Origin of the sequence: Mesorhizobium sp. M1088, assembly GCF_040318575.1 — a bacterium.
GTDB lineage: Bacteria > Pseudomonadota > Alphaproteobacteria > Rhizobiales > Rhizobiaceae > Mesorhizobium.
On sequence record NZ_JAMYMO010000067.1, the window covers coordinates 1 to 15,326 of the forward strand.

Here is a 15,326-nt window from a genome sequence, read left to right on the forward strand (position 1 = left end):
GTCAGCCGATGACGCCCATGATATCGGCTTCCTTCATGATCAGAAGGTCTTCGCCGTTGAGCTTGACTTCGGTGCCCGACCACTTGCCGAACAGGATGCGGTCACCGGACTTGACGTCCAGCGGGACGAGCTTGCCGGCTTCGTCGCGGGCGCCGGAACCGACGGCGATGATCTCGCCTTCCTGCGGCTTTTCCTTCGCCGTATCGGGGATGATGATCCCGCCGGCGGTCTTCGCTTCGGACTCGACCCGGCGAACGACCACGCGGTCATGCAGCGGCCGGAAATTCGACTTTGCCATTTTTGGATTTCCCTGGTGCGGATGTTGAACGGTTCTCCGTTGCCGGAGCGTGCTTAGCACTCAGCCGAAGCGAGTGCTAACGCGGCAATGAGATAAGCCGCATGCTCCTGCTAGTCAAGACGGAAGAGCAAAGAGCAAAGAGAAAAGAGCAGACAGCAAAGAGAAGAGAGTAAAGAGCGTGTAAGCATCGAGCCTTTTATGTGAACAATGTCGGGTATCAGACATATATGGGGCGGCTCACCCTTTGTATTTGAGCTTTATTCAGATGGCACGAATGATGCAACGGGTGATGCATTTGATCTCATCCAGAGGCTCGCACGGGGTCGTGCTGCGTCAGCTCGGTCATGTCGAGCTTCAGAAGGCCATTTTGGCATTGGTTCTGTTGCCCTATCGCCATTCATGACCAGTCCTGCGCGCGTGAGCCGGCCGGCTAGATTCCAACCACGAGAGCGCCGCCGCTGAGACCCGCACCCGCCGCCGACAGAAGGATTTTCTCTCCAGGCTGGAATGGCTTCATCTGGTTGGCGAGCGAGAGCGACAGCGGGATCGTCGCGGCCGAAGAGTTGCCGTATTCGGCAATCGTCTTGACAATTGCTTGGTCCGCGATGCCGAGGTTCCTCCCGACCGCGTCGAAAATCCGAGTATTGGCCTGATGCGGCACGAACCGGCCGAGATCGTGTGGCCGCACTCCGGCAGCGGCTAGAGCGCTTGTCGAGCAATCGGTCATCATCTCCACGGCCATTGCGAACACTTCGCGGCCGTCCGTCATCCTCATTCGGGTTTGCGCGAGATCGAGGTCACCGTGGAACGGCTTGTTGCTTCCTCCTGCGGGAATCTGGATCAGCCCGTATCGCGAGCCGTCCGAATCCACCGAGGCACCGAGAATGCCCCGATCAGCATCATCGCACTGACCGATCACCAGGGCGCCGGCGGCATCGGCAAACAGGACCGAGCTTGCGCGCTCGGCTGGATTGATGCGGCGGCTGAGGATGTTGGCGGCGATAACAAGGCTCGCTTTGCCGTGCAGGCGGGTAAATCCGTCCGCGAACATCAGCGCATAGATGAAGCCGGCGCAGGCGCCGGTCAGATCGACAGCGCCGGCGCGGCCCAGCCCCAACCGATGTGCGACCAGGGGCGCGCTGGGCGGCAGGAGGTGATCGGGCGTCGAGGTGGCAAGTAACAGCAGACCGATGTCGTGGCGCGCAATGCCGGCGTTCGCCAAAGCCATGTCGCCGGCTTGCGTGGCCAAGCCAGACAGCGTGTCTTCGTCCGTTGCCCAGAAGCGCGAACGAATTCCGGTGCGCCGCTCGATCCAGCCCGGTTCGAGGCCGAGATTGTTCTCGATTTCGGCATTGGCCACCTTTCGCCCAGGCGCATGATGGCCAAACCCGAGAAGGCGCGACGACCTGCTCATGGCCTCGAACCGAAGCGTTCGCCGGCTTCCTCGATGGCGTCATAGAGCCCGTCCAGCTCCTCGCCGGTGATGCAATAAGGCGGGAGAAGATAGAGGACATTGCCGAGCGGGCGCACAAGGAGCCCGCGCTTGAGGAAAAAAGCGCGCAGTTTCGGGCCGATTTCGGCCAGATAACCGGCTGAGCCGGCGCGAAGATCGAGCGCCGCAATCGTGCCGGTCGTCCGCTTGTCGGTGAAGTAGGGATTGTCGCGAAAGCGTCTAAGCCCGGCGGCCTGCTTCGCGCTCAGGGCCGCGATCCGCTCGGCCACCGGCTCGTCCTGCCAGATCTCGACATTGGCGAGTGCTGCCGCGCAGGCAATCGGATTGGCGGTGTAGGAACTCGAGTGGAAAAAGGTCTTCTTCCTGTCCGTCGAATAGTGAGCCTGGAAGATGGCATCGGTGGCGAGTGTGGCCGCCAGCGGGATGGTGCCACCGGTCAGGCCCTTCGAGGTGCACAGGATATCCGGAGAAATCGATGCCTGCTCGCAGGCGAACATGCTCCCGGTGCGGCCCCAGCCGGTCATCACCTCGTCGGCGATCAGCAGCGTGCCGGAGGCTTCGGCGATCTTCTTCAATCCGGTCAGAACCGAGGCCGGATACATCCGCATGCCGCCGGCGCCAAGCACCAGCGGTTCGATGATCAGCGCGGCGGCGCGCCGGTCGCGGCTGACGGCCTCGAATCTATCCAGCGTTTCCTGCTCGCGGCCGGCGGCCGGGAAGGGAATGGTGTCGACCTCGAACAGCAAGGGTTCGTAGGCGGCGTTGAACACGCCACGGGCACCGACGCTCATCGTGCCGATCGTGTCGCCGTGATAGCTGTGCTCCATGACGACGATGCGCGAGCGCGGCGCGCCGATGTTGCGGAAATAGCCGAGCGCCATCTTCAGCGCGACTTCGACGCTGGTCGAGCCGCTGTCGGAATAGAACACCCAGTCGAGTCCGGCGGGAGCGAGTCCGACAAGCGCCTTGGCCAAGCATTCGGCAGGCTCGTGCGTGAAACCTGCGAAGATGATCTGGTCGAGGCTCGAGGCGGTCGTCTCGATTGCCTTTATAATGCGGGGATGGCGGTGGCCATGTGTGACGACCCACCAGGAGGAAATGGCGTCCAGAATGCGCACGCCATTGGCTTTGTGGAGATAGGCGCCTTCAGTCAGGACGATTTCAGGGATTGCCGGCTCGAGCGCGTGCTGGGTGAAGGGATGCCACACACGGGAATGCGGCATCATTCGCCTCCGGCAATCAAAGCGAGGTCGAAGCCGGCAATCATCGCTTGTCTCAGCGTTTTGTCCGTTAGCGGATCGAGGTGCGGCAGCCTGCCGAGTTGCGGCACGTCGCCGAATTCCACGATCGTCCGTTGCGTATCGGTCATCTCATCGCCGATGAAGGCGATGCCAGCCAGCGGGATAGCGCGCGCCCGCAGGGCCTCGATCGACAGCAGGGTGTGATTGATTGTTCCGAGCGCGGTGCGGGCGCACAGAATGACCGGCAACTGCCATTGCTCGAATATGTCGATGAACCTTGTCCGGCGGTTCAGCGGCACCATCAGCCCGCCGGCGCCTTCGATGACGAGCGGTGTCGGCAGGACCGGAAACGAAAGATCGGCAGCCTCGATCGAAACGTCGTCGATTTCGGCCGAACGATGCGGCGAAAGCGGGCTCTTCAAGCGGTAGGCTTCCGGCAGCACGCGCCCCGACGGCAGCCCGGCAAGTCGCGCAACCGCCTCGCTGTCGGTCTCGCCGTCGAGGCCCGATTGCACCGGCTTCCAGTAGAAGCCGTCAAGCAGGCCGGCAAGCCCGGCCGAAAACACCGTCTTGCCAATTCCGGTGTCTGTTCCGGTGATGACGATGCGCTTGGTCATGTCGCCTCCGGTCATGTCTGCGCCAACACCTCGACGAGCGCCTCGACCATGGCGGAAATGTCGGCTTCGCCGATATTGAGCGTCAGTGAGATGCGCAGCCGCGACGTGCCCTCGGGCACGGTCGGCGGACGAATGCCGCGTATGTCGAAGCCGCGGGCCTGCAGGCGCGCCGCCATTGCCATGGTGCGCCTGACATCGCCGATCACCAAGGGCTGGATCTGAGAGCCACTTGGCATCACACCGCAGCGATCGACCAATTGGCGGCCTGCGAGGGCAACGCGTTCATGCAGCTGAACACGCCGCATAGGCTCGTCGGCGAGCATTGCGAGCGCTTCGCGCGCCGCGACCGCCATCAGCGGCGATGGCGCGGTGGCGTAGATGAATGGCCGGCAACGGTTGATCAGATACTCGCACAGTGTCCTCGGCCCGGTCACGAGCCCACCAGATGCGCCGAGCGCCTTGCCGCAGGTGTGGAGCGCGACGATGTTGTCGCGGCCCTCGAAAGCGGCGGCCAGCCCCCGGCCGTCCGGTCCCCAGACGCCGGTGGCGTGCGCCTCGTCGACGACGAGGAATGCCTCGTGCCGATCGGCAAGCGCGACCAGGCTCTCCAAAGGCGCGCAGTCGCCATCCATGCTGTAAAGGCTTTCCACCGCGATCCAGACGCATCCCATGCCGCCTTCGGCGCGCCAACACGTGATCGCATCCTCGACAGCATCGACGTCGTTGTGCGCGGCCAGCTTGAACTCGGCGCGCCCGGCCTGCGCACCCTCATGCATGCTGGCATGGGCGAGCTCATCGAGGACCAAAAGGTCGCCCTTCTGCGGCAGCGCAGTCAGCAGAGCGAAGTTGGCGATGTAGCCGCTGCCGAAGAATAGCGCGCCGTCGGCTCCAAAGAATGCTGCCGCGTCTGCCTCGAGCTGCTCGTGTTCCGGTGCATTGCCGCGCAACAGCCGCGACCCGGTGGCGCCAACCGGCGTGCCCCGCGCAATCGCCGCCACAACCGCTTCGCCAAGTCTTTTGGAGGCGGCAAGCCCGAGATAGTCGTTCGACGAGAAGTCGAGCCCGGCGCGCGGCTTCAGCGTCCGCAGCCGGTCCTTGCGCGCCAGTCCCTGCAAGGTCGCCTCATAGCGGGCAAGCGGTGCCCCGTTCATTGCGCCTCGAGTTCCATCGGCTCGATGCCGAGGCGCCGGAACAGCAGGGTATCCTTGTCCTCGCCGGGATTGTCCGCCGTCAGCAGCGTGTCGCCGACGAAGATCGAGTTGGCGCCGGCAAAAAAGCACAGCGCCTGCATCTCGTCGGTCATGGCCGTGCGGCCGGCGGAGAGACGGATATGCGATTTCGGCATCATGATGCGCGCCAGCGCGATCACGCGCACGAATTCGATCGGCTCGATGGGCTTGGCGTCGGCAAGCGGGGTGCCGGCGATCGGGATCAGCATGTTGATCGGAACGCTTTGCGGATGTTCCGGCAGGTTGGCCAGCGTCACGAGCATGTCGATCCGGTCCACCGGCTCCTCGCCCATGCCGACAATACCGCCGCAGCAGACCTTGATGCCGGATTGGCGAACGTGCTCGAGCGTCTCCAGCCGGTCGGCAAAGCTCCGCGTGCTGATGATCTCGCTGTAGTAGCGTTCCGACGTATCGATGTTGTGGTTGTAATAGTCGAGGCCAGCCTGTTTGAGGCGAGCCGCCTGCTCAAGATCGAGCATGCCGAGCGTCATGCAGGTTTCCATGCCCAGCGCCTTGACGCCTTCGACCATCGCCACGACCGCATCCATGTCGCGCGCCTTGGGGTTTCGCCAGGCCGCGCCCATGCAATAGCGGGTTGCGCCGGAGTCACGCGCTTTCTTCGCCTCGGCGACGACGCGCCGGACCTCCATCAGCTTCGACGCCTTCAGGCCGGTCTCGTGATGCGCCGACTGGCTGCAATAGCCGCAATCCTCCGGGCATCCGCCCGTCTTGATGCTGAGAAGCCGGCTGAGCTGGACCTTGTTGGGATCGAAATTCTGGCGGTGCACGGTTTGCGCGAGGAAGAGGAGATTGTTGAAGGGGGCATCGTGAAGTGCCTGAGCCTTCTCCAGGGTCCACGCTCCAGGGTCAGGGGATTGAGCCTGTGGCGATGTCTGCGTTGGACTGGCTGTTTGCATGTCCATGCTGTTCCTCCGGTTCTGCCTTGCTTTGCTGTCTGATTGACGACGATCGGAAAGGACAGTTGATTCGATCCTGTTCGTTCCTCAGGCAATCATGAGCCCCAATAGTCGAGGCCGATATCCAGGATCGGCGCGCTGTGGGTCAGTCGGCCGACTGAAATCAGATCAACGCCGGTCGCGGCAATCGCTCGCGCTGTATCGGATGCGATCCCGCCAGAAGCCTCGGTGATAGCACGGCCGCCAACGATTGCGACGGCGCGGCGAAGATCGGCGAGGCACATGTTGTCGAGCAGAACCGCATCGGGAGCGAAGCCAAGTACCTCCTCCAACTGGGCCAGCGTATCGACCTCGACTTCGATCTTGACGAGATGACCGGCCCGTCTTCGTGCTCGCTCGAGCGCCGGGCGAACGCCGCCTGCGATGGCGATGTGGTTGTCCTTGATCAGAATTGCGTCGTCGAGGCCGAAGCGGTGATTGGATCCGCCACCTGCGCGCACCGCATACTTTTCGACTGCCCTCAATCCGGGCGTCGTCTTGCGCGTGCAGACGATCTTCGCGCCATATCCACGAACCGCAGCGACGATCGATGCCGTTGCTGTAGCGATGCCGCTCAGATGGCACAAAAAATTGAGTGCCGTCCGTTCGGCTGTGAGAATGGCCCGGGCAGGGCCAACCACTGATGCAATGACCTCTCCATCCATGACATTGCAGCCGTCTGCCCGCTCCACCGAAATTTCGACATCAGGATCAATCAAGCGGAAAGCGAGCATCGCCAGATCGAGGCCGGCGACAACTCCGGACTGGCGCGCCGCCAACACGGTTCCCGCTTGGTGTTCCTTCGGGACGATGGCCTCCGTGGTCAAGTCGCCGGCTCTGCCAAGGTCTTCAAGAAGAGCTGCCCTTACAAGCGGCTCAAGCATGACCGTGGGAAGCGGTGAGAGCGTCATCACTTTGCCCCTTCGAGGCTTGGCGAGTTTCCGAGTTCCCGCGCAGCGGCCAAGGCGGCTTCGAGGGTGATTTCGGACCGTCGGGCGACAGTCGCATGATGAGGAAAATCTGTCCGGTAATGAGCGCCGCGGCTTTCTTGGCGCAACAAGGCGGCAACCGCGATCATTAGCCCGACAGCCGCCGCATCCGAGGCCGCGTCCTTGCTTTCGGCGAGCGGCAATAAGGCACGTGCGGCTGCTTTCAAACCTTCACCATCCCGGACGATGCCGAGTGCGCGCGACAGGAAAACACGCACGGGTGTCGGAGCGGGCGATGGGTAAACGTCCGCAAACGCAGGCTTTGTTCTGCGAGCAGGCGTTCCGGCGACACTTTCAGCGACCCAGCGGGCGCACACGACGGCCTCGGTCAAGGAATTGCTGGCGAGCCTGTTGGCGCCATGCAGTCCTGTCGAAGCGACTTCGCCGCAGGCCCACAGCCCCTTGACGGACGTCCTACCGGAGCCGTCCACGGCAACGCCACCCATGTGGTAGTGTTGGGCCGGACGAATGGGGATGAGATCGCGCGCGGGATTGATGCCGGCTCCACGACAGGCTGATGCGATTGTCGGGAAGTGTCGAGCAAATTCCGGGCCAGGCCGTTGCCGCGCGTCGAGAAAAACACGGTGGCCGTTGGCAAGATGGTTCCAGACGGCGCGCGCCAAGACATCACGAGGCGCAAGTTCCGCCCCTGGCACGCTCTGGAGAAAAGCCTGGCCGGTTTCGTCGATCAGGGCAGCACCTTCGCCGCGGACGGCCTCGCTGACCAGCACCATAGGGCGTTCCGGGCCGTCAAGCGCGGTCGGGTGGAACTGGATGAACTCGAGGTCGGCAAGAACAGCTCCAGCGCGGGCCGCAAGCGCCAGGCCCTGTCCGCAACTGCCCCAAGGATTGGTGGTGTCGAGAAACAGTCCCCCGATCCCACCGGTGGCGAGGACGACCCGCCGTGAGCCGAAGAAGACAGGTCCTATCGAACCGCTCGCCCAGACGCCTCGGATCGCGTTCTCTCGCACCGCCAGCCGGCGCGCTTCCATGCCCTCCACGACAACAATCGACGGAGTGGAACGCACAGCCGCGATCAGGGCACGCATGATTTCACGCCCGGTGCCGTCACCATGCGCATGAACGATGCGACGTCGGCTGTGTGCGGCCTCCAATCCGAGGCACAGTGATCCTTTCGACGTACGGTCGAAGGGAACCCCAAAGCCCGCAAGCCCCTCTATCGCCTTGGGCGCGGCTTGGAGGATGCGGCTCGCCACGTCTGTGTCGCAGAGACCATCCCCGGCGGCAAGCGTATCGGCCAGGTGCAGTTCCGGATCGTCGTCTTCGCCGAAACTTGCAGCCAGACCACCCTGTGCCCAGGTGCTCGAATTGTCAGCTCCCAGTAGCGTCCTGGACAGAAGAAGCACCGGCTCCGGCGCCAGTTGAAGCGCCGTCATCAGTCCGGCGATGCCGCCGCCGATGATGATGGGCCGCCCGAAGAAGCTGCGGATATCGGCGCTCAAATTGCCAGCATCCGTTCGACCGCAAGCCGCGCGCGCCCGGCGATCCCGGGTTCGATGGTTACGACATGGTGGTTCTGCTCGAGCGCCGTGCGGATGTTGGCAAGCGTGATCCGCTTCATGTGCGGGCACAAATTGCAGGGCCGGATGAACTCGACCTCTGGGTGCGCTAACGCGACGTTGTCGCTCATCGAGCATTCCGTCATCAGCACGACACGTGGCGGCCTTTGCCTTTCGACATAGTCGGACATGGCAGCGGTCGAGCCGGAAAAATCTGCTTCAGCCACGACGTCGGGCGGGCATTCGGGATGCGCGAGCACGATCACGCCGGGATGGCTTTCGCGCAACTCGCGGATGTCGGCCGGTGTAAAGCGCTCATGCACCTCGCAATGCCCTTTCCAGGCGATGATCTGCACATCGGTCTGGGCGGCGATATTCTGGGCCAGATATTCGTCCGGCAACATGATCACCTGGGGAACGCCAAGGGATTGGACGACCGCCTTGGCGTTGCCGGATGTACAGCAGATATCCGACTCGGCTTTCACTTCGGCCGACGTGTTGACATAAGTGATGATCGGCACGCCGGGATAACGCTGGCGCATCAAGCGCACGTCTTCTGCCGTGATCGATTCCGCCAACGAGCATCCGGCGCTGAGATCCGGAATGAGCACGGTCTTGTCCGGATTAAGGAGCTTGGCCGTTTCGGCCATGAAATGCACGCCGGCCAGCACGATGACTTGCGCCTCGATCGTCGCAGCCGTGCGGGCCAGTGCCAAGCTGTCGCCGACGATGTCGGCCACGCAATGGAAGATCTCGGGGGTCTGATAGTTGTGCGCCAGGATGATGGCGTTGCGCTCGCGCTTCAGTGCAAGGATCGCCTCGATATCCTCGACGAAAGCCGGCCATTCAATCGGCGGGATCACTCGTCGGACGCGCTCGTAGAGAAACGCGGCCGTAGGCAGCATGGCGCTCATCGACCCCTCCAGCTTATACTCTAGTTGAAAATAACCAGCATATACTTGCTGTGAGTATAAGGGATGTCAACCCCGCGCCAGCGGCAATTTTGTCCCGGCGATGACCCTCTCGTCGAGAGCGGCGTGGCGGAACCGGTAAAGCTTCGCTGGCCGGCCGCCGGTCTCCGTGGTGGCCTCTCCGGTCTCTTCGACCAGCTCCTGCTGCTCGATCAGGCGGCGAAAGTTCGGCTTGTGGATGAGCCTGCCGGCGAGCGCCTCCACGGTTCGCTGCAGCTGCAAAAGCGTGAAGACCGGCGGCATCAGCTCAAAGACGACCGGCCGGTATTTGATCTTGGAGCGCAGCCGCGCAATGCCGGTCGCCACGATGCGGCGATGATCGGCGACCATAGACTTGCTGGGCACCAGCGGAGGCGGCGTCGCGTCCCGTCCGCTTCCGGCCTCTTGGACCAGGCCTGCTTCGTAGACCAACTCATAGCGTTGAAGCGTGAGTTCCTCGTTCCAAAGGCGGTCGTCGAAGCCGAAGGCTATCGTCGCCCGCTGCCAGCGTTCACGTCGCGCGGCCGCGTCGCTGACGCCGTCTGCCCATTCAATCAGGCGCGGTCGCAGAACGTCCAGCACGACCGGAGGCGTGCCGGAGCGGTGGTCCTCCCATGGAAAATATTCATACCAACTCTGCCAGCCGCACTTGGGCGAGCCAGCTGCCTGTTCCTTGCGGGTCAATGCGAGATAGCTGATGGAGATGACGCGTTGCTGGCGCTCGGCGCCGATGCGATCCCGATCCGCGAAGGTGTAGAGTTGCTCAATATACCCCAGCGGATGGCCGGTCTGCTGCTCGACCCACCCCCTCAAACCGGATTGCAGCGATCGGTGCTCAAGCGCAAATGGTCCGGAGGGCAGGGTGTCCGCCTGGCCGATGGTGAGGACACAGGGTTCACTGTCGTTTACGGCGACGACAAAGGCGATCAGGTCCACTTTGACTTCGTCGGCCTTGACGGCGGCTCTGTCTTTCCTGGGTCCTATTGCCTGATCGTCCATGTTCGCGAAAGTGGTTGGCCAGCTCGGGGGCGCCTGAATCGATTTAAGTGTAAGCGCGCCTGTCCGCACGTCAACACCGCACAGCTGCACGGCCATTTTTTAGCTCTTCGCACTTGCACAAAAATGTGGCAAACGCGACACCCGCGGTTGGTAACGTTGGGGAAGGAGGGTCCATTGAGTGCGTTTGGTGACACCAAGGCGATTACACCGCCGGATATTCGTTCGCGTAAAGGTGGGACGCCGCTCGTCTGCCTCACCGCCTACACGACCCCAGTCGCCCGGCTTGTCGATCCCCATTGCGATGTGGTGCTGGTCGGCGACAGCGTCGGCATGGTTCTGCACGGCCTGCCCTCGACGCTCGGTGTGACGCTGGAGATGATGATCACGCACGGCCAGGCCGTGCGCCGTGGCCTCGAGCAGGCGCTGATGGTGGTCGACCTGCCGTTCGGTTCCTTCGAGGAAAGCCCCGAGCAGGCTTTCCGCAATGCCGCGCGCGTCATGGCCGAGACCGGCTGCGCGGCCGTCAAGCTCGAAGGCGGCGAAACGATGGCAGAGACGATCGGCTTCCTCGCCGCGCGCGGCGTGCCGGTCATGGCCCATGTCGGCTTGACGCCGCAGGCGATCAACACCATCGGTGGCTACCGCGTGCAGGGCAGAGGCGGGGATGCCGAGCGCATCAGGCGCGACGCGCTTGCGGTGAGCGAAGCGGGCGCCTTTGCGGTCGTGCTGGAGAAGGTTCCCGAGGCGCTCGCCCGCCGGATCACCGGGGAGGTGGCGACCCCGACCATTGGCATCGGTGCCTCGGCAGCCTGTGACGGCCAGATTCTCGTCGTCGACGACATGCTGGGCCTCTTCGGCGACTTCCGGCCCAAATTCGTCAAGCGCTATGCTGAACTGGGGGAGGCCGCTGCGGCTGCGATCGCGGCCTATGCGCGGGAAGTGAAGGAGCGCCAGTTTCCGGCCGCCGAGCACGTGTTTGCCGATGCGCCCAAGCCCACCGACGCGGACGGCACCAAGAGCGGAGAAGCAGCGTGAGCGTGCCGATTGTCAGGAGCGTTGCCCAGCTTCGCGAAATTGTCGCCGCATGGCGCCGCGAGGGCGTGAGGATTGCCGTCGTGCCAACGATGGGTGTCCTGCATGAGGGCCATCTCAGCCTGGTGCGCGCGGCACTCGTGAAGGCCGACCGGGTGATCGTGACGCTCTTCGTCAACCCGAAGCAATTCAACAGCCAGGCCGATCTCGCCGCGTATCCGAGCACCGAGGACGAGGATGCCGCCAAACTGGCACCGCTTGGCGCGCACCTGCTTTATGCGCCGGATGCAGAGGAGATGTATCCGGCGGCCTTCGCCACGACCGTTTCGGTGTCCGGTGTCAGCGAGGGCCTGTGCGGTGCCTTCCGGCCGGGACATTTCGATGGCGTGGCGACCGTCGTCGCCAAGCTCTTCCTGCAGACCAGCGCTGACTTCGGCTTCTTTGGCGAAAAGGACTTTCAGCAGCTTCAGCTAGTCAGGCGTATGGCCCGGGACCTGGATATTCCAATCACCATTGTTCCTTGTCCGACAGTCCGCGAAGCCGACGGTCTTGCACTATCATCGCGCAATGTCCGGCTCTCGCCAGCAGAGCGTGCTGTTGCCCCCAAGCTCCCATCGGTATTGCTCCAGACGGCTGAGCGGCTTGCCCGCGGCTCGCCCGTCCTGCCAACGCTTGCCGATGCGCGCGCAGCAATTCTGGCTGCGGGCTATCGCGAGGTCGAATACCTGGAACTTCGCGACGAGGCAGATCTGCGACCGATGACAAGCCTTGACCGACCGGCACGCTTGCTTGTCGCGGCCTGGCTCGGCGGCACACGGCTCATAGACAACGTCAGAATATCACGGGTTTCAACAGATTAACGGGGTTCTCGGCACGCGCTGTATCCGTCCGGGGATCGTTTAAAACAAGGTCTCTGCCTGGCATCGAGCGATCACGGAGGTTACGCAAAGCGCAAATGCATCGCGTGTTTGAGAACTTCGTCGAGCAACTGTCTGCGAGTGTTGATGCTGCCGATCTCCGTGAGGCAATGGCATCCGCTGCAGCCGGCTTCGATTTTCCGCTATTCGCCTACTTCACTTACCCGTCGGCCCCCGGCGACGCCCCGCAATTGATCTCAAACTATCCTTCATCCTGGACATCACGTTATCTGCAACAGCGGTACCACAGTCTTGATCCGGTCATCCTGCGCGGGCTGCAAGGCTGGGATACCTTCGATTGGGGTGTGGATCGCGCTCGGCACTGTCTGCCGAATTCGCAGCAACAAATTCTGGAGAGTGCGGCTGAGTTTGGCATCCGCGGCGGCCTGACGATATCCATGCATGATCATCGCGGCCGGTTTGCTGCCCTGACCTTTGCTTCCGACGAGTCCCGCCCGCCTCTGTTGCGGTCACTGACACGTTACGAAAAAGCATTGCAGCTGGTGGCCATCAACTTTCATAGCCATGTCCGGCGCAGGCTCGCCGACGATCGCGTGGTGGACGGTGTAACGCTCACCCCGCGGGAGTTCGAGTGCCTGAAATGGGCGGCGCGCGGCAAGTCGGCTTGGGTTATCAGCCAGCTTCTCGGCGTCTCAAAGCGCACCGTGACCTTTCATCTGGAAAACGCCAAGGCAAAGCTTGGCGTTCGAACGATCAACCAGGCCGTTGCACGACTGGCTGCCTCCGGCCAGGCGAGATCCTGATTCGTCGGCCACGATAGCTGTAAACCTCTACAGGCTGCATCGCTGCCGGCTTTGCCCTTCGATGGCGGGAACACATCCCGCACGGAGGCGACCATGATGCAGCTGATAACACCAGACCTTTACGACGAGTTCGCAAGCGAGCTCAAAGAGATGCACGGGCTCAGGTTTCGGGTGTTCAAGGAAAGGCTCGATTGGGAAGTTGATACCGAAGACCAGATGGAAACAGACCCGTTTGATGGTCTGAAGCCTGTCTATCTGCTCCTCAAGGGATCCGACTGGCGAATTCGCGGTTGCGTGCGTCTTTTGCCCAGCACCGGACCCACAATGTTGCGCGACACGTTCCCGGTGCTGCTGGGTGCTGACGTCGTGCCCTCGACTGCCGACATATGGGAGAGCAGTCGTTTCGCGCTCGATCTCCCTCCGTCGGCGCCCAAGGCAGCGGGCGGGCTGGCCCAGGCAACCTACGAGCTCTTCGCGGGCATGATCGAGTTCGGCTTGGCCAAGGATCTGACCCGGATAGTAACGGTGACGGACACGCGCATGGAACGGATCCTTCGCCTCGCGACGTGGCCATTGTCGCGCATCGGACAACCCAAGTCCGTCGGCAAAACGGAGGGGGTGGCCGGGTTTCTCGAGATTTCCCACGCGAGCCTTTTGCGCATCCGCAGCAGGGGACGTCTGAGCGGACCGGTGCTGTGGCAACCGGTTCTAGGCCCGTCGGCATTGTGGACACCTGAGCCGTGAAGCGTGCTGGTCTGCCCAAGGAAGCGACGGTCGGTCTTGAATGCTGGCCGGACTGGCGTCGTCACGAAGCTTACCATTACGCCAGACGATTGCCACGCACTGCCTGGGCCTGGGAGTTTCTTCGGCGCAATCCACAATTCCAGCGCGACCACGCCAAAATGGCACCGTCCGCCTGCATTGTCGGAGCCCAGGCCGACATGAAGATAATCGAGTTGACGACAGGATCATCTTTCCTAAGACAATGGAGCCTCCTTTTTCGCGGACGCGCCACAGTCGGACGCTACGTCGGCAAGGGTCTTTTGGGATCCGCGCGACTGCGCCCGTATTCTACGGGCGGCCGCGGAGCCGGTTGGGCTCGACCACGGTTTTGAACCGCTTGACCTTTTTTCGCTCTCATGCTGCAAGGACATCCTGCTGACGCCTGCCGGCGTGCAGCACGTGCTGCTGAGGGAGGACTGCCGGAGTCTGCAGATCGCCCTTTCCGGTGCATCCGTTCTCCGCCCGTTGCGGCTATATGTCGACGCGATCGTGCAGCCGCAGCACCTGAAGTTCCATGTCGCTGCCCTTCAGTTCCTGAGCGACATCAATGGTTGCGGCCGCCTGGCAGCTGCTTGCTTTCCGCCGGAACCCCGCGGAGCGCGTCTGCGGATCGTGCTCCAGGCTTTGGATGGCTCGCTTGCGGGAGCATCTCATCAGGAGATCGCCATTGCCCTGTTCGGGAGACGCCGTGTCGAAGAAGATTGGTCTCATCCAGGTAGCCATCTTCGCGATCAGGTGCGTCGCGCCATCCAACGTGGCCGCTACCTGATGAGCGGCGGCTATAGACAGTTCCTGATGTAATTCGGGTGCCAGCTTGGTGATTGTCTTGTTAGAAAACGCGCAGGCATCATCTCCATTTCTCACTGCTATTGTGCCTTGTACAAAACGTAACACGCGCCTAGTTCTTCCGCTGCGGGAATCGGGTTTGAGTAATACGGACGAAGCACTGAGAACCAAGGCTTTTGTGATAGTGCATTCATGCCCCGAGAATCCTGATGACCGTTACGAACCCCCAGAAAGCCGGCGCTGACTGAAACGGTCGCTGAACGTGCTCTGTGGCGTGCGCCGCCTGACTCTCGGTTTCGGCCATGCCGACTAACAGCGTATTGATAGGCCATCGCGGGCTAAGCTCTACCGGCGAAAGCCGCGTCAAACTGGCAGGCAATCAGAAACTTGATCGGCGGCGACGATGATTATGATCAACGTGACGAACACGTGAATCATGCCGACGGCGCCGACGTTGCCGATGATGATGATGCCGATCATGCGTCGCTGACGCTGCCTAACTACAGTGCTTGTGATCATGCCGATCACCGCGTGATCATGAGCGGCGGCGGTCCGTGGTCAGGTGCGTAGCCGGGATGGTTCGCGCATGGCCGATTGTTCCTTCGTGCCGCGGGGTGTGGGCTTGCGTTCGGGCATGAGGGCGTCAGGCGCAACGAGAAGTTAGATCAGGGCCCACAAACGCGACTCATCCGTAAGCGCCAAGCTGACCCCATCTGGCGCGGCTTGAGGTGATGAGCGAGACATACTGACACTGAAGCAAGGAGCCGAGGAGCTTGCAGTGTCAATTTCTAT

17 protein-coding genes are annotated in these 15,326 nt (G+C 62.4%); 7 read left to right on the forward strand and 10 right to left on the reverse strand.

Features of this window, described 5'->3' with window-relative positions; translation table 11 throughout:
* Position 1: 1 nt before the first annotated feature.
* From groES to NKH49_RS33160, 10 genes are all read right to left on the reverse strand, one after another.
* Positions 2-298, reverse strand: coding sequence for a co-chaperone GroES (gene groES, locus NKH49_RS33115; protein WP_352929795.1), 297 nt, complete (start codon positions 296-298; stop codon positions 2-4).
* A 430-nt stretch (positions 299-728) separates the two neighbouring features.
* A complete protein-coding gene (bioZ, locus tag NKH49_RS33120; protein ID WP_352788662.1) occupies positions 729-1,712 on the reverse strand; it encodes a 3-oxopimeloyl-[acyl-carrier-protein] synthase BioZ in 984 nt (327 codons plus the stop codon).
* Entirely contained in the window at positions 1,709-2,974 is a 1,266-nt protein-coding gene (locus NKH49_RS33125; protein ID WP_023679598.1) for an adenosylmethionine--8-amino-7-oxononanoate transaminase, read from the reverse strand. The genes bioZ and NKH49_RS33125 overlap by 4 nt, the downstream gene beginning before the upstream one ends.
* Entirely contained in the window at positions 2,974-3,609 is a 636-nt protein-coding gene (gene bioD, locus NKH49_RS33130) for a dethiobiotin synthase (protein ID WP_023679599.1), read from the reverse strand. Before bioD ends, NKH49_RS33125 begins: the two co-directional genes overlap by 1 nt.
* A gap of 11 nt (positions 3,610-3,620) precedes the next feature.
* Positions 3,621-4,760, reverse strand: coding sequence for an 8-amino-7-oxononanoate synthase (locus NKH49_RS33135; RefSeq protein ID WP_352788665.1), 1,140 nt, complete (start codon positions 4,758-4,760; stop codon positions 3,621-3,623).
* Positions 4,757-5,755, reverse strand: a complete 999-nt coding sequence (gene bioB, locus NKH49_RS33140; RefSeq protein ID WP_352625300.1) for a biotin synthase BioB — start codon at positions 5,753-5,755, stop codon at positions 4,757-4,759. Before bioB ends, NKH49_RS33135 begins: the two co-directional genes overlap by 4 nt.
* 95 nt (positions 5,756-5,850) lie before the next feature.
* Complete coding sequence (gene nadC, locus NKH49_RS33145; protein WP_023679602.1) at positions 5,851-6,705, reverse strand: carboxylating nicotinate-nucleotide diphosphorylase; 855 nt, start codon at positions 6,703-6,705, stop codon at positions 5,851-5,853.
* The gene (locus tag NKH49_RS33150; RefSeq protein WP_352642186.1) at positions 6,705-8,246 is read right to left on the reverse strand and encodes an L-aspartate oxidase; all 1,542 of its coding nucleotides are present in this window, start codon (positions 8,244-8,246) and stop codon (positions 6,705-6,707) included. Before NKH49_RS33150 ends, nadC begins: the two co-directional genes overlap by 1 nt.
* Positions 8,243-9,217: a quinolinate synthase NadA gene (nadA, locus tag NKH49_RS33155; protein ID WP_352625280.1), complete on the reverse strand. Its 975-nt coding sequence runs from the start codon at positions 9,215-9,217 to the stop codon at positions 8,243-8,245. The genes NKH49_RS33150 and nadA overlap by 4 nt, the downstream gene beginning before the upstream one ends.
* A gap of 66 nt (positions 9,218-9,283) precedes the next feature.
* A complete protein-coding gene (locus NKH49_RS33160) occupies positions 9,284-10,252 on the reverse strand; it encodes an NUDIX hydrolase (protein ID WP_352625301.1) in 969 nt (322 codons plus the stop codon).
* 174 nt (positions 10,253-10,426) lie between these two features.
* Between NKH49_RS33160 and panB the strand changes: the two genes are divergently transcribed.
* The 7 genes from panB (at position 10,427) to NKH49_RS33195 (ending at position 15,104) form a co-directional block, all read left to right on the forward strand.
* Positions 10,427-11,287 (forward strand): 3-methyl-2-oxobutanoate hydroxymethyltransferase, encoded by an 861-nt coding sequence (gene panB, locus NKH49_RS33165; RefSeq protein WP_352625282.1) that lies wholly within the window; start codon positions 10,427-10,429, stop codon positions 11,285-11,287.
* Entirely contained in the window at positions 11,284-12,144 is an 861-nt protein-coding gene (panC, locus tag NKH49_RS33170; RefSeq protein WP_352625284.1) for a pantoate--beta-alanine ligase, read from the forward strand. The genes panB and panC overlap by 4 nt, the downstream gene beginning before the upstream one ends.
* A 95-nt stretch (positions 12,145-12,239) precedes the next feature.
* A complete protein-coding gene (locus tag NKH49_RS33175) occupies positions 12,240-12,965 on the forward strand; it encodes a LuxR family transcriptional regulator (RefSeq protein WP_352625286.1) in 726 nt (241 codons plus the stop codon).
* A gap of 93 nt (positions 12,966-13,058) precedes the next feature.
* Positions 13,059-13,709, forward strand: coding sequence for an acyl-homoserine-lactone synthase (locus tag NKH49_RS33180; RefSeq protein WP_352625288.1), 651 nt, complete (start codon positions 13,059-13,061; stop codon positions 13,707-13,709).
* Entirely contained in the window at positions 13,706-14,080 is a 375-nt protein-coding gene (locus NKH49_RS33185; protein WP_352625290.1) for a transcriptional regulator domain-containing protein, read from the forward strand. Before NKH49_RS33180 ends, NKH49_RS33185 begins: the two co-directional genes overlap by 4 nt.
* Before the next feature lie 280 nt (positions 14,081-14,360).
* Positions 14,361-14,549, forward strand: coding sequence for a DUF2285 domain-containing protein (locus NKH49_RS35055; protein ID WP_502894601.1), 189 nt, complete (start codon positions 14,361-14,363; stop codon positions 14,547-14,549).
* 372 nt (positions 14,550-14,921) lie between these two features.
* Positions 14,922-15,104, forward strand: a complete 183-nt coding sequence (locus tag NKH49_RS33195; protein ID WP_352625292.1) for a hypothetical protein — start codon at positions 14,922-14,924, stop codon at positions 15,102-15,104.
* Positions 15,105-15,326 lie beyond the last annotated feature (222 nt).

Bases quoted from the DNA above. Each gene is read 5' to 3' on its own strand.
- bioD (WP_023679599.1), bottom strand. From the start codon at position 3,609: ATGACCAAGCGCATCGTCATCACCGGAACAGACACCGGAATTGGCAAG.
- NKH49_RS33180 (WP_352625288.1), top strand. From the start codon at position 13,059: ATGATGCAGCTGATAACACCAGACCTTTACGACGAGTTCGCAAGCGAG.
- NKH49_RS33175 (WP_352625286.1), top strand. From the start codon at position 12,240: ATGCATCGCGTGTTTGAGAACTTCGTCGAGCAACTGTCTGCGAGTGTT.
- groES (WP_352929795.1), bottom strand. From the start codon at position 298: ATGGCAAAGTCGAATTTCCGGCCGCTGCATGACCGCGTGGTCGTTCGC.
- bioZ (WP_352788662.1), bottom strand. From the start codon at position 1,712: ATGAGCAGGTCGTCGCGCCTTCTCGGGTTTGGCCATCATGCGCCTGGG.
- nadA (WP_352625280.1), bottom strand. From the start codon at position 9,217: ATGAGCGCCATGCTGCCTACGGCCGCGTTTCTCTACGAGCGCGTCCGA.
- NKH49_RS33135 (WP_352788665.1), bottom strand. From the start codon at position 4,760: ATGAACGGGGCACCGCTTGCCCGCTATGAGGCGACCTTGCAGGGACTG.
- NKH49_RS33160 (WP_352625301.1), bottom strand. From the start codon at position 10,252: ATGGACGATCAGGCAATAGGACCCAGGAAAGACAGAGCCGCCGTCAAG.
- bioB (WP_352625300.1), bottom strand. From the start codon at position 5,755: ATGCAAACAGCCAGTCCAACGCAGACATCGCCACAGGCTCAATCCCCT.
- nadC (WP_023679602.1), bottom strand. From the start codon at position 6,705: ATGACGCTCTCACCGCTTCCCACGGTCATGCTTGAGCCGCTTGTAAGG.
- NKH49_RS33125 (WP_023679598.1), bottom strand. From the start codon at position 2,974: ATGCCGCATTCCCGTGTGTGGCATCCCTTCACCCAGCACGCGCTCGAG.